This is a genomic window from Aurantimicrobium minutum (assembly GCF_002355535.1).
Classification (GTDB): Bacteria; Actinomycetota; Actinomycetes; order Actinomycetales; family Microbacteriaceae; genus Aurantimicrobium; species Aurantimicrobium minutum.
On sequence record NZ_AP017457.1, the window covers coordinates 677,373 to 690,902 of the forward strand.

General features: G+C 51.4%; 11 protein-coding genes. 2 read left to right on the forward strand and 9 right to left on the reverse strand.

The window, feature by feature from the left end; translation table 11 throughout:
• Positions 1–6: 6 nt before the first annotated feature.
• The 5 genes from proB to AUMI_RS03350 all read right to left on the reverse strand — a co-directional run bounded on the left by proB (position 7) and on the right by AUMI_RS03350 (position 5,523).
• Positions 7–789 (reverse strand): glutamate 5-kinase, encoded by a 783-nt coding sequence (gene proB / locus AUMI_RS03330; RefSeq protein WP_096381299.1) that lies wholly within the window; start codon positions 787–789, stop codon positions 7–9.
• Positions 779–2,299, reverse strand: a complete 1,521-nt coding sequence (gene obgE / locus AUMI_RS03335; protein WP_096381301.1) for a GTPase ObgE — start codon at positions 2,297–2,299, stop codon at positions 779–781. The genes proB and obgE overlap by 11 nt, the downstream gene beginning before the upstream one ends.
• A 91-nt stretch (positions 2,300–2,390) precedes the next feature.
• Positions 2,391–2,642 carry a 50S ribosomal protein L27 gene (gene rpmA, locus AUMI_RS03340; RefSeq protein WP_096381303.1) on the reverse strand — a complete coding sequence of 84 codons (252 nt, stop codon included), beginning with the start codon at positions 2,640–2,642 and terminating at the stop codon, positions 2,391–2,393.
• 18 nt (positions 2,643–2,660) lie between these two features.
• Positions 2,661–2,969 carry a 50S ribosomal protein L21 gene (gene rplU / locus AUMI_RS03345; RefSeq protein WP_096381305.1) on the reverse strand — a complete coding sequence of 103 codons (309 nt, stop codon included), beginning with the start codon at positions 2,967–2,969 and terminating at the stop codon, positions 2,661–2,663.
• 175 nt (positions 2,970–3,144) lie between these two features.
• Positions 3,145–5,523, reverse strand: a complete 2,379-nt coding sequence (locus AUMI_RS03350) for an Rne/Rng family ribonuclease (RefSeq protein WP_096381308.1) — start codon at positions 5,521–5,523, stop codon at positions 3,145–3,147.
• A gap of 289 nt (positions 5,524–5,812) precedes the next feature.
• On the opposite strand from AUMI_RS03350, the gene AUMI_RS03355 reads away from it, so the two are divergent.
• Together AUMI_RS03355 and AUMI_RS03360 are read left to right on the forward strand one after the other, a co-directional pair.
• The gene (locus AUMI_RS03355) at positions 5,813–6,409 is read left to right on the forward strand and encodes a vitamin K epoxide reductase family protein (RefSeq protein WP_231951820.1); all 597 of its coding nucleotides are present in this window, start codon (positions 5,813–5,815) and stop codon (positions 6,407–6,409) included.
• A gap of 2 nt (positions 6,410–6,411) precedes the next feature.
• Positions 6,412–7,872 carry a DHA2 family efflux MFS transporter permease subunit gene (locus AUMI_RS03360; protein WP_096381310.1) on the forward strand — a complete coding sequence of 487 codons (1,461 nt, stop codon included), beginning with the start codon at positions 6,412–6,414 and terminating at the stop codon, positions 7,870–7,872.
• A 45-nt stretch (positions 7,873–7,917) separates the two neighbouring features.
• Here AUMI_RS03360 and ndk read toward each other — a convergent pair whose 3' ends face one another.
• From ndk to ileS, 4 genes are read right to left on the reverse strand one after another with little or no spacing between them, the layout of a single operon-like run.
• Complete coding sequence (gene ndk, locus AUMI_RS03365) at positions 7,918–8,337, reverse strand: nucleoside-diphosphate kinase (RefSeq protein WP_096381312.1); 420 nt, start codon at positions 8,335–8,337, stop codon at positions 7,918–7,920.
• Entirely contained in the window at positions 8,334–8,690 is a 357-nt protein-coding gene (locus AUMI_RS03370) for a DUF4233 domain-containing protein (RefSeq protein WP_172418244.1), read from the reverse strand. Before AUMI_RS03370 ends, ndk begins: the two co-directional genes overlap by 4 nt.
• Positions 8,687–10,150, reverse strand: coding sequence for a bifunctional folylpolyglutamate synthase/dihydrofolate synthase (locus AUMI_RS03375; protein ID WP_231951822.1), 1,464 nt, complete (start codon positions 10,148–10,150; stop codon positions 8,687–8,689). Before AUMI_RS03375 ends, AUMI_RS03370 begins: the two co-directional genes overlap by 4 nt.
• A complete protein-coding gene (ileS, locus tag AUMI_RS03380) occupies positions 10,143–13,487 on the reverse strand; it encodes an isoleucine--tRNA ligase (RefSeq protein ID WP_096381317.1) in 3,345 nt (1,114 codons plus the stop codon). Before ileS ends, AUMI_RS03375 begins: the two co-directional genes overlap by 8 nt.
• Positions 13,488–13,530 lie beyond the last annotated feature (43 nt).

A 13,530-nucleotide genomic window follows, 5' to 3' on the forward strand; every position in this document is an offset into this window, starting at 1 on the left:
ATCAATTTAGCTTGCGGCGTCGAACCAGGTTCCTACGTTTTCTCCACGCAATGCAGAAGAAACGAGTGCAGCATCCGTGATGAGCACAGATGTTCCGGATTGAGCAGCGAACTGTGCAGCAGCTGCCTTCGTTCCTGCGCCCCCACTTCCAACGCCAGCGGAGCCAACAGTTCCAAACACAACATGGTCAAGAAGATGACCAAAGGGTACGTTTTCAATACGTTGTGCACCGGGTTCATGAGGCGGTTTGGTGTAAATGCCATCGACGTCTGATAGCAACACAAGCACATCTGCTTGAACGAGCTGAGCAACAAGAGCAGCAAGGTGGTCGTTGTCACCAAAGCGAATTTCTTGGGTGGCAACGGTGTCATTCTCGTTCACGATGGGAAGTACGCGCAGTTCCAGCAATTTCTCCATCGCCAGTGCAGCGTTGGAGCGCGTTGAGTCGTTTTCGAAATCACCTGAGGTGAGCAATACCTGTCCTGCAACGATGTCGAAATTGTCCAAAAGCTCTTGGTATCGAACCATCAGCCTGCTTTGACCAACAGCAGCGGCAGCCTGCAGGGTTGGGAGATCTGTAGGTCGTGAAGTCAGATTGATGTACGGAAAGCCTGTCGCCATCGCTCCAGAGGAAACAAGAACAACCTCGGTTCCTCGACTGTGCATTTCTGCCAGTGCGTCCACAACAGTCTTGATTTGGTGAACATTTTCACCACTGATCGAGGAAGAACCGACCTTGACCACTACACGATGTGCACGAGGGATATCTTCGCGTGAACTAACTCTCATCTGCGATCTCTTCATCTACTTGCCAAATACCTGCATCACGTTCTCGAACGAGTTCGTCACGGGCTTCTTGTTTCGCGTCCATCAAGTCGTAATAAGAATCCCGGCGTTCCTTGTTGGTTCGACGATTGTTTTGATTCAACCTCTCGTCTGTTCCGCGAGGTCCTGTCATGAGTTCTGCCGCAGAAGTCATAGTGGGCTCCCAGTCAAAGACCAATCCGTTGCCTTCGCCAATGATGACGGTTGAACCTGCAACAGCGCCTTTCTTGAACAACATGTCCTCAACACCAAGCTTCGCTAAACGGTCAGCAAGGTAACCGACTGCCTCTTCGTTGTTGAAGTCGGTTTGTTCAACCCAGCGCTCAGGCTTAGAACCCAGGACGCGGTACACATTCCCGTTAGACCCACCTTCGACGCGGATGTCAAAACCTTGATCATCCACTGCGCGAGGTCGAAGCATGATTACAGGAACAACTTCATTATCGGCGGCTTGTTGACGTCCCTGTTCAACAACCTCGGCAAGAGCGAAAGACAGCTGACGAAGTCCCTCATGCGAGACGGCAGAAATCTCAAACACGCGATATCCCCGTTCTTCAAGGAACGGCCTGACCATATCTGCAAGATCTTTCGCGTCAGGAACATCAACCTTATTCAGAGCAATCAACTGAGGTCGTTCCAATAAAGGAATCTGGTCTGATGGAACTGGATAAGCGGCAAGCTCCCCCAGAATCACATCAAGATCAGTGAGCGGGTCACGACCTGGTTCCAGAGTTGCACAGTCAATCACATGAAGAAGAGCTGTACACCGCTCGACGTGGCGAAGAAACTCTAGGCCAAGTCCTTTACCTTCGGATGCACCCTCAATGAGGCCTGGAACATCTGCGATGGTGTATCGGACTTCACCAGCTTGAACAACACCCAAGTTGGGGTGAAGTGTTGTGAAAGGATAATCAGCAATCTTGGGTCGAGCTGCAGATAAAGCTGCAATGAGTGAGGATTTACCTGCAGAGGGATATCCCACAAGAGCGACATCAGCCAAGGTCTTGAGTTCAAGGATGATGTCACCTTCAAACCCCATAGTTCCCAGGAGTGCGAAACCAGGAGCCTTGCGTTTGGTGGATGCCAAAGCAGCGTTGCCGAGACCTCCCTGACCTCCAGGGGCAATCACAACTTTCATACCCGGAACATTCATATCAGTAATGAGAGTTCCGTCTGCGTCCTTGACGACAGTTCCTACAGGAACGGAAAGGACAAGATCTTCGCCTTTAAATCCTTGACGGTGGTCGCCCATACCGGGGCCACCGTGTTGGCTTTTGATGTGGGGGGAACGATGGAAGCTCAACAGTGTTGTTACCTGAGGATCTGAGTAGAGGACAATATCTCCCCCATCTCCGCCATTTCCACCGTCAGGCCCTGCAAGAGGTTTGAATTTTTCCCGCTTGACCGAGACACAACCATTTCCACCGTTGCCAGCTTTGAGGTGCAAGGTGACGTTGTCAACGAATGTTGCCATCAGCTGCTCCTCATCTGTTGAAGTGAAATATGTGAAATAAGAAAAGGCGAGCTAAAAGCTCGCCCTTCCTCTAAAGCTGTATGTGCAGGTGTTAGACAGTCACAATGTTGACGACCTTGCGGCCACCCTTGTTCCCGAACTCAACAGCACCTGCTGCGAGGGCGAAGAGAGTGTCATCCCCGCCACGTCCGACGTTCACACCGGGGTGGAAGTGAGTGCCGCGCTGGCGAACAATGATTTCGCCGGCAAGAACCTTCTGACCACCGAAGCGCTTCACGCCGAGGCGCTGTGCGTTGGAGTCACGACCGTTGCGAGTGGAGCTCGCACCCTTTTTATGTGCCATCTGAGTCTCTCCTAGGCCTTACTTGATGCCGGTAATCTGAACGCGAGTGAGCTCCTGACGGTGGCCCTGACGCTTCTTGTAACCGGTCTTGTTCTTGTACTTCTGGATGATGATCTTGGGGCCACGCAGGTCGTTGAGGACTGTAGCGGTGACCTTTACCTTGGCGAGTGAAGCCTGGTCTGCGGTAATCTTGTCGCCGTCTACGAGGAGAACTGCGGGCAGTTCGATGGTGCCGGACTTATCTGCCTGCACACGGTCCATTGTGACGATGGTGCCGACTTCAACCTTTTCCTGGCGACCGCCGGAGCGCACTACTGCGTAAACCACTTTGCTACCTAATTTCTTAAAGCTAATGAATTATTTCTGCGAAGGTTTCGGGCAAACTGACAACTATTCGCAGAAGACTGGGGCACAAAGTTCTGAATGGAACTGGCACCAAGGTTCAAGAATAGCCATTTATGGCACGCGGGTCAAACCAACAAGGCCGCACGCACCATCGGAATTACTCCCCTCCAGCCTCAATGTCGTCGACAGCCGGGGATAGATGCTCTGTCGTTGAGATTGTTGCTGTGGAAACTCGACGTGAACGACCTCGTCCATGACCAGCAGCACTGGGTTCTGGCAAGGCATCAAGCACGTTTTCGAGGATGTTTTCAACCTTCTCAGCAGAAACTCGGGACTTACGGCCACGATCAGATTTCACAACAGGAATGTCGAGAATTTCGACAACCTCAGTTGTTGTGTCCTCGTCAACATGGTCTTCAGTGTTGTGGCCAAGAGTACTGGCTGCAATTTGAGCCAGTGCATTCTTGGCACCTTCGGGAATGGGGTGTGCCACAACAGCTGCAGCTGCAGGCTTGTCGCTGTTACGACCCTTGCTACGCTTGCGAGGTTCAGCAGCGTTTGATTCACCGTTGTTTCCCGGACGTGTAACAGGTTCGTGGTGAACAATGACACCTCGACCAGCACATACCTGACATGCTTCTGAGAATGTTTCAAGCAGACCTAAACCAAGCTTTTTACGGGTCATTTGTACGAGACCGAGTGAGGTCACTTCAGCAACCTGGTGCTTTGTGCGGTCTCGCGACAGACATTCAATCAAGCGACGGTGGACAAGGTCTCTATTTGATTCCAAAACCATGTCAATAAAGTCGACAACAATAATTCCGCCGATATCACGCAAGCGAAGTTGGCGAACTATTTCTTCAGCAGCCTCGAGGTTGTTCTTCGTGACGGTTTCTTCCAGGTTTCCGCCAGAACCAACAAACTTTCCCGTGTTGACGTCGACGACCGTCATTGCTTCAGTTCGGTCAATAACTAGTGAACCGCCTGAAGGAAGCCAAACTTTACGGTCGAGTGCCTTCTCAATTTGCTCAGTGATGCGATATTCATCGAATGCATCACGATCGCCTTCATACGCTGAAATACGATCGAGAAGCTCAGGTGCTACCTGGTTGAGATAGCTCTCAATAGTGGCCTTAGCCATATCTCCTTGAATAATCATGCGCTGGAAGTCTTCATTGAAGACGTCACGCACAATTTTGATCAGAAGGTCTGATTCACTGTGCAAAATAGCTGGAGCATTGTCGGTTTCTGCCTTACGAGAAATCTCTTCCCACTGCTGGGTCAACCGCTGCACGTCAACGGTGAGTTGCTCTTCGGTTGCACCTTCAGCTGCGGTACGAACAATGACACCGACATTTTCAGGAAGAACCTCTTTGAGGATGCGCTTGAGGCGTGTGCGTTCAGTGTCAGGAAGTTTGCGACTGATGCCGTTCATTGAACCGTTAGGAACGTACACAAGGTAACGACCAGGGAGAGAAACCTGAGAGGTCAGGCGTGCACCCTTTTGACCGACTGGATCCTTGGTTACTTGAACAAGGACCTTGTCTCCTGGCTTGAGTGCATTCTCAATCTTGCGCGGTTGGTTGCCTGTTTCTACCGAGTCCCAGTCAACTTCACCTGAGTAAAGAACAGCGTTACGTCCACGGCCGATATCAACGAATGCTGCTTCCATCGACGGAAGAACATTTTGCACTTTACCGAGGTAGACATTGCCAATCAGGCTTGCCTCAGAGGCGCGAGCAACGTAGTGCTCAACAAGAACATTGTCTTCAAGCACGCCTATCTGTACGCGATCTTCGCGCTCGCGAACAATCATGGAGCGGTCTACTGCCTCACGGCGGGCAAGGAATTCACTCTCGGTGACTACCGTACGGCGACGCCCAGCATCACGGCCATCACGGCGGCGCTGCTTCTTCGCCTCTAAACGTGTTGAACCCTTAATGCGTTGTGGTTCAGTAATGACCTCAGGTGCACGCGGAGTGCGAATGCGAACAATCGTGTTAGCCGGGTCATCCTGTCCAACACGATCTTCACCCTGACGTCGACGCGCACGTCGACGCAGTGTTGAACTTCCCTCTTCGGCATCGTTGTCCTGGTTTTGACCGAAAGCACCGCGCTCGTTGCGTCCTTGACGGTTGCGTCGATCCTCGAAACGCTCACGACCGTCACGGCTGGGAATACGGTTTTCTGAGCCTGGAAGATTCGGCGCAAAGAAGAAAATATCTGTGACGTCCTGAGCAACGAATGTGGGGTATTCGATTGGTGTCGGGGTTGCTACTTCCACCGCAGTCTCCATAATTGCTTCTGCAATCACGTCAGTGGCAATCTCAACTTCAGCTGCGTTGATTTGTGCCTGAGCGACAATTTCAGCCGCTGTATCTTCGGCCTGCTCAACTATCGATTCAGCAACCTCAACGGCTTCAGAAATGATGAGGTTTTCCGCTTCAACAGCTTCAGCGAGAACCTCAGAGACAACCTCTAGGGTCACGTTCTCGTCGTTTTCGGTGTTATTCACCATCAGTGGTGTACTTCCCATTACCCCCGGCTGTCACCGCGCCAGCTGGAGCAACTATTCTCTTGTTACAGAAACTCAAAGCTTCTGTTCTATAAATCTTATTAGTCTTCCCATAACTTCCGGCCCGTGTGGCTCTGGAACTATGGCGGGTGATCGCGGTGATCTCCCGTGCGCACAATCACATTGTGCAAAGTCTGTTTGTCACGTCGCACGAGACCTCATGTCTTCGCACTATCTCAATTATGGCAGGTTTCCACACATACGTGTGGCTCACAGCTGAATCCCGGGCGATTCTCGAGATAATGATGACGTGAGTATTACTAATGAACCGGGCACCCGTTTGAGAGGTTTGCCCATTTTTCTTATTGTTTCTGGGTTTGTGGGCCTTGTGGCCGCATTTGCCCTGACCTTAGAAAAAATACATAAGCTCACCAACCCAGATGAAGCAGCCTCTTGTGACTTCAGTGTCATCGTGCAATGCGGCAAGAATCTTGGTTCCTGGCAGGGGTCACTCTTTGGTTTCCCCAACCCCCTCATTGGCTTGATGGCGTGGTCTGTTGTCATCACGATTGGGGTGGGCATTCTTGCTGGTGCTCGCTTCGCCAACTGGTTCTGGCGTGCGTTCGTCATTGGCACAGCAGGTGCTTTTGCTTTCGTTATTTGGCTGTTCAGCCAATCAGTATTTGTTCTGGGAACTCTGTGCCCTTGGTGCATGGTGACCTGGTTGGCCGCTATTCCACTGTTTTGGGTTGCAACGTTCTGGACGATGAAAAACGGTGTGTGGGGCTCCAAAGCAATCAAGCTTGGTGAAACACTTCTGAGCTGGGTAGTCATCATCACGCTTGCGTCCTACCTCATCGAAGCTGTTGTTGCGCAACTTGTGCTGAATTGGGTCGGTACGCTGTAGTAATGCCTGCTGCGGAATCTGCCATCGTTTCCGACAAGCTCGCTCCTCGCCACAAGGTCATCCTTGGTGTGCTAATGGTGTCGACCTTCGTCGTCTTCTTGAATGAGACAGCACTGGGTGTTGCTCTGCCCCAGATTATGGAGCAACTACATATTCAACCAAGCACTGGGCAATGGCTCAATACTGCCTACATGCTCACCATGGCTGTGATTATTCCCACCACAGGGTTCTTGTTACAGCGATTCAGCACCCGGAACATGTACATGGCGGCCATGTTGTTCTTTACCTCGGGAACTCTTGTTGCCGCGTTGTCTCAAAGTTTCTTGCAGCTGTTATGCGGACGTATCTTGCAGGCAAGTGGAACAGCCATCATGCTGCCTTTGTTGATGACTACGGTCATGCAACTCGTTCCTGAACACCTTCGCGGACGTATCAATGGAAATATTTCGTTGGTTCTCTCTGCGGCACCTGCGTTAGGTCCAGCCTTTTCAGGGATTGTGTTGAACTTCCTTGACTGGCGTTGGTTGTTTTGGATCATGCTGCCCATCGGTGTGACCACACTCATCATTGGCTCTTTACGAATTACCAATTCTCAAGAAACACGCAAGATTCCTATTGACACCCTCTCCGTTGTCCTGAGCGCATTCGCATTCTCCGGCTTGATTTATGGTTTGAGCTCGTTTGCTGACTCGGCCCGCGGAACAGCAGTAGTTTCACCGTGGCTTCCCCTCGGCGCAGGTGCGATTCTGTTTGCACTCTTCCTCATTCGTCAGACCAGATTGCAAAAGACAGATTCTGCTTTGCTTGATTTGCGAACATTTCGCTCTCGTTCATTTACAGAAGCCATGATTCTGATGGCTATTGGCATGCTCATTTTGTTTGGTTCTGGAATCCTGATTCCGATTTATATGCAAAATGTTCTCGGTGTTGAACCTTTGGTTACTGGGCTGATGATGTTGCCTGGTGGCCTCATCATGGGCCTGCTCGGCCCAACTGTAGGACGCATCTATGACAAACATGGCCCCAGAAAGCTTCTCTTGCCAGGAGCAATTACGGTCAGTGTTGCATTCTGGTCAATGGTGACATTTACTACCTCCACCACAGTGTGGATGGTGTTCATCAGCTACACCGTTCTGAGCATCGGCTTGGCCTTTTTGTTCACACCACTGTTTGCATTGTCTTTGAGCTCTGTACCACCGAAGCTCTACAGCTATGCAAGCGCCACAATTGGCACACTGCAGCAATTAGCAGGAGCTGCAGGTACTGCACTATTCATCACGGTCATGACGCTAATTTCAGTTAATCTTGCGCAGACAGGAAGTTCAGAAGTTGAGGCGCTCAGTGCTGGAATCACCACGGCATTCCTCATTGGCGCGATCTCATCACTAGGCCTTATTGCGGTTGCGGCAATTTTGAAACGGCCTGCTACCGCTGAGGAAATCGCTGCCGAACTCCAGCCTTAACGAGTTGTGACCCCCGCACAAGCGAGGGTCACAACCATATATGTTCTAGCTAAACCACAGAGCTAATTCACGTGCTGCAGACTCTGGTGAGTCCGAACCGTGAACGAGGTTTTGTTGAACTGCAAGACCCCAGTCGCGACCGAGGTCTCCACGAATGGTGCCCGGGGCAGCAGTCGTGGGATCTGTGGTTCCTGCGAGAGACCGGAAGCCCTCAATAACCCGGTTACCTGCAAGTCGAATAGCAACCACTGGACCAGACTCCATAAAGCTCACAAGAGGTTCATAAAATGGCTTACCCACGTGCTCTTCGTAGTGTTTCCGAAGTAATTCGCGGTCAGCTTGAACCATCCGAATATCAACAAGCGCATAGCCCTTGGCTTCGATACGGCGCAAGATTTCCCCGGTTAATCCTCGCGCGACACCATCTGGCTTAATCAGGACGAGAGTTTCTTCAATTGCGGTCATGAGTTTCCTTTACTTTGAGAATCAAGTTTTGCACCTGTCGTCATGGCGAAGGTCCAGATACCGGCGAAAACAGCACCTATCAAAAACAACATCGTGACAAGGAATCCTGAAGCAACAAGAATCACTTGAACAATCCAGCCGAGGATGAATGCCCACTTAAACCTCATCATGAGGGCGATGGTGAGGACCATAAGCAGACACAGAGCTGCTCCCCCGCCCAGCGCAAGAACAGGCGGTAGAGCACCTAAGCCAAAAATGGTTAACGCAGCCAATGCCACAACTATCAATTCAAAGCCAAGTACAACTTGTCCAAGTGAAGTCTGCGCTGACCTTCTGCGTGGAGGGGTGCTCATAGTGTCCATCCTTGTGTTTCTGCTGCCAAACCAATGGTTAGTCCAACGAGAGTTATTGAGCCTGTGACGACAACAGCACCTTTTTCCGAATTCGCGGCATACCCTCTTGCCATTGCCAATGCCACGACAGGATCTTCCTCGATGACAACTTTGTCGTCACCGGCAATATCGGCCACAAGGAATCCAAGGTCACGGGCCGAACGTGTCCGCTCAGAAGGTGCGGTTGTCACAATGAAACGTGTTGCAATGGGGGCAAGTGCCTGAACAATTCCCTGTGCATCCTTGTCTTCGAAAATGGCAAGCACAATAGTGAGGTCATCGAAGGTGAAATAGTTTCCTAGTGCTGATGCAAGAGAGAGCGCACCGTGAGGATTGTGCGCCGCATCAACCAACACAGTCGGATCTGCGGCCACAAGCTGGAGACGCCCTGGCGAAGAGACTGTGGCAAATGCTTCAGCGAGTACTTCTTGTTCTAGTTGTTGAGAAGCGCCACCCAAGAAAGCCTCGACTGCAGCGATAGCCAAAGCGGCATTATCTGCCTGATGGTCTCCATACAAGGCAAGGAAAATGTCCTCATAACGCCCAGCTGCTCCTTGAATGGTGACCAGTTGTCCCCCCACGGCTACAGCGCGAGAAACTACAGCAATCGGGTTTCCCACTTCAGGCTCAGTCGTTGTCGAGACAAATGTGAGTGTTGATTCTGTGAGGTCAGCTGCTTCTTCTAAGACCGCACGAACCTCAGGAACCTGAGCGGCAGAGACCACCATTGATGCCGGCTTGATAATTCCAGACTTCGTGCGCGCGATCGTCTCAACGTCTTTACCCAGGCGTTCCATGTGATCAAGTGCAATCGGAGTGAAAACAGCAACTACTCCATCTGCAACATTGGTGGAGTCCCATTCACCGCCGAGGCCCGCTTCCACGATGGCCACATCTACTGGGGCATCCGCGAAAGTACCGTAGGCGAGAATCGTCATCACCTCAAAGAAAGTCAGGCGAGGCTCGCCTTTCGCCTCCAATTCACCGTCAACCAGTTCGACATAGGGCTTGACATCAAGCCAGTTTGTGACCAAGACGTCGTCACGAACAGGAACTCCGTTGAGCAATATACGTTCTTTGAACGAAACAAGGTGGGGTGAAGTAAAGACTCCCGTGGAGAGACCATAGGCGCGCAGTATTGCCTCAATTAAGCGTGCTGTGGTTGTCTTTCCGTTCGTTCCTGCGATGTGAATGATGGGATATGCGCGGTGGACATCTCCCAGTAGTTCAACAACGCGGCGTGTGGGCTCTAGCCTGGGCTGAGGCATTCCTTCGCCCAAACGGGCCTGAAGCTCGTTGTAGACCAACGAAGCAGCACGCGCATACTCATCCATCTCCGCCGGATCTAAACCGTCATAGTCATCATCAGATGAGAAGTCACCGTTGGCAAAGCCTCCGGGAGTCAGGTCATCACTAGACATTGAGTACTCGATTCACACGCGATACAGCCACTACAAAGCTACCCTCATTCGCGTATTGTCCGGCAGGGAATACCGCAAAATGTTCTGGACTGTGAGAAAGCAACCCAGGTAACCACTCAGCTGGAGATACTGTTTCCAACTGAGAAAGTTCACCGTGGAATACAGGATCATGAACACCAAATTCGGTGGCTAAAGTGTCCGCAGCAATGTTGGCATCTGTCGTCAACTTGAGTGCCTGGGCATCAGCTTCAGCAAAGCAGAACACGTCCAAATGAATTCTGTCTGAAACCTCAAATCCTGCAGCCTTGCGTGTGTCTTGAACTGCACGAATCACATCACGGGCTAAGCCTTCTGCTTCAAGTTCAGCTGTGGTGACAGTATCGAGAAGGACAAACCCACCAGCTGGTAACAACGCCAGTGCTCGCGCACCATCAGCGCCATCACCGGTTTCTAAGGTGAGCTCATACTCACCCTCAATGAGTTCCACGCCTCCGGCTGTAACTATGCCATGAGTTTCTGACCAATCCCCCGCTTTAGCGGCCTGAATGATTTGCTGAACTTGCTTACCTAGGCGAGGACCTGCAGCACGTGCGTTAACACTGAGTTTGGAAGTGATTCCATATTCCGCAGCGGAACCTTCCGTCAATGGCACCAACGTAACCTGTTTGACGTTCAGTTCATCACGCAAAATATCGCTAAATTCCTCGAGAGCTTGAGCATGCTCTGTGACAACCGTCAAATCCGCTAATGGGAGTCGAACACGAAGGCCAACCTTTTTTCGAAGTGCCAAAGAAGATGACGTGATTTCGCGAACAGCATCCATCGAAGCAACGAGAGATTCATCCGCTGGGAATAGTCCAGCATCTGGCCAGTCTTCCAAATGAACCGACCGCCCACCTGTCAGGCCCTGCCAGATGTTTTCCGTAATGAGCGGAAGCATCGGAGCGGCTACACGGCAGAGAGTTTCAAGCACGGTGTACAGCGTGTCGAATGCTTCATGCGCTTCGGAGCCACCGGTCCAGAAACGATCACGAGAGCGACGCACGTACCAGTTAGTCATCACGTCAGCGAAGTTGCGAAGAGCTTCTGCGGCGTTCGTAGAATCCAAGCTGTCTAAATGTCCTTGAACCTCACGAATGAGATCACCTGTCTTTGCAAGGAGATAACGGTCGAGCACATTTGTACTGTCTGTGCGCCAGGTTGCTTCATAGTTATCCGCATTGGCATACAAGCTGAAGAAGTAATAGCTATTCCACAAAGGCAGCAGCAACTGTCGAACGCCTTCTCGAATTCCCTCTTCGGTGACGATGAGATTTCCACCACGAAGCACAGGTGAACTCATCAAGAACCAACGCATGGCATCTGAGCCATCGCGGTCAAATACCTCAGAAACGTCAGGATAGTTCCTCAGTGACTTAGACATTTTCTGGCCATCGCTACCGAGCACAATTCCGTGAGAGACCACGTTCTTGAACGCCGGGCGATCAAAGAGTGCAGTAGCCAAAATGTGCAGGGTGTAGAACCACCCACGAGTTTGACCGATGTACTCCACGATGAAATCTGCAGGGTTGTGGCTGTCAAACCATTCCTGGTTTTCAAACGGGTAGTGCACCTGAGCAAATGGCATCGAACCAGAGTCAAACCACACGTCAAGGACGTCTTCAATACGACGCATGGTGGATTGCCCGGTTGGGTCATCGGGGTTAGGCCTGGTTAGCTCATCAATGAATGGTCGGTGTAAATCAGTGGGACGAACACCGAAGTCAGCTTCGATTTCATCGAGCGATCCGTACACGTCAATGCGCGGGTAGTCGGGGTTGTCTGACTTCCACACAGGAATGGGAGATCCCCAGTAGCGGTTGCGTGAGATAGACCAGTCGCGAGCATTAGCAATCCACTTACCAAATTGTCCGTCTTTGACGTTCTCAGGAACCCAGTTGATGTCTTGGTTGAGTTCTTCCATGCGATCGCGGAATGAGGTGACTGAGACAAACCAGGAAGATACAGCACGATAAATCAAAGGCTGACGGCACCGCCAACAGTGTGGGTAGCTGTGCTCATAGGAGGCAACACGCATCAGTCGGCCTTGTTCGCGCAGCATTGTTGTCAGCGGCTTGTTTGCCTCGAAAACCTGCATGCCTGCGACTTCTGTGAAACGAGAGAGGAACTTTCCTCCATCATCTACAGAAACGCGCACACCAATACCTGCGGTTTCACAGACCTTTTGGTCTTCTTCACCATAAGCAGGTGCTTGGTGAACAACGCCCGTGCCGTCTGCAGTGGTGACATAGTCTGCAACAAGGATTTGCCATGCGTTAGCTTGGTATTCCTCATCATCCGCGTAGTAATCCCAAAGACGGTCATAGGTCACACCATCAAGATCCTGGCCAACGATATGAGACTTCACTGCTTCTTGTGCGGATGTCGCATCTTCATAACCCAAATCCTTGGCATAGTTGCCTAACAGATCCTCTGCAATCAGATAGTCCGCTTCACAGCATGCAGCACCATCTGCCGCACCATTGGGCCCAGCAGGAACAATCGCATAACGAATGGTTGGCCCAACAGCAAGTGCCGCATTTGTTGGAAGAGTCCAAGGTGTGGTCGTCCATGCGAGGGCTCGAACCCCCGAAAGACCCAATGCAGTTGCTTTGTCCCCGGTAAGAGGGAATGTAACTGTTACAGACTGGTCCTGACGCATCTTGTAAACGTCATCGTCCATGCGCAGCTCGTGGTTTGACAGCGGAGTCTCATCGTTCCAGCAATATGGAAGGACCCGGAAACCTTCATAGGCTAGGCCCTTGTCATACAGGCGCTTGAACGCCCAAATAACGGACTCCATGAAGGAGATATCGAGAGTTTTGTAGTCGTTTTCAAAGTCAACCCAGCGAGCCTGGCGTGTAACGTATTGTTCCCATTCGCCGGTGTAGCGAAGAACCGAAGAGCGAGCTTCTGCGTTGAACGCAGCAATACCCATCTCTTCGATTTCTTCCTTCTTAGTAATTCCCAACTGACGCATAGCTTCCAGTTCGGCGGGGAGACCGTGTGTGTCCCACCCAAAACGACGATCGACCTTCTTGCCGCGCATAGTTTGGTAGCGAGGAAAGAGGTCCTTGGCATAACCAGTCAGAAGATGTCCGTAGTGAGGAAGACCATTGGCAAAGGGAGGACCGTCATAGAAGACCCACTCGTCTCCCTTGGAGCGCTGTTCAATCGAGGCCTTGAAGGTGTTGTCCTTCTCCCAGAAAGCCAGGATCTGCTCTTCGATGGCAGGAAACGACGGCGAAGGAACAATCTCAGTCTGCTGACCGAATGTATTACGGCGGGGATACGTCACTTAGGGCTCCAGTTGTTGAGTAAAACACTGTGCCAGGACGAAA

What these genes read in the sequence shown, in the direction of transcription:
- proB (WP_096381299.1), bottom strand. Translation starts at nt 789, where the DNA reads ATGAGAGTTAGTTCACGCGAAGATATCCCTCGTGCACATCGTGTAGTG.
- obgE (WP_096381301.1), bottom strand. Translation starts at nt 2,299, where the DNA reads ATGGCAACATTCGTTGACAACGTCACCTTGCACCTCAAAGCTGGCAAC.
- rpmA (WP_096381303.1), bottom strand. Translation starts at nt 2,642, where the DNA reads ATGGCACATAAAAAGGGTGCGAGCTCCACTCGCAACGGTCGTGACTCC.
- AUMI_RS03350 (WP_096381308.1), bottom strand. Translation starts at nt 5,523, where the DNA reads ATGGGAAGTACACCACTGATGGTGAATAACACCGAAAACGACGAGAAC.
- AUMI_RS03360 (WP_096381310.1), top strand. Translation starts at nt 6,412, where the DNA reads ATGCCTGCTGCGGAATCTGCCATCGTTTCCGACAAGCTCGCTCCTCGC.
- ndk (WP_096381312.1), bottom strand. Translation starts at nt 8,337, where the DNA reads ATGACCGCAATTGAAGAAACTCTCGTCCTGATTAAGCCAGATGGTGTC.
- AUMI_RS03370 (WP_172418244.1), bottom strand. Translation starts at nt 8,690, where the DNA reads ATGAGCACCCCTCCACGCAGAAGGTCAGCGCAGACTTCACTTGGACAA.
- AUMI_RS03375 (WP_231951822.1), bottom strand. Translation starts at nt 10,150, where the DNA reads ATGTCTAGTGATGACCTGACTCCCGGAGGCTTTGCCAACGGTGACTTC.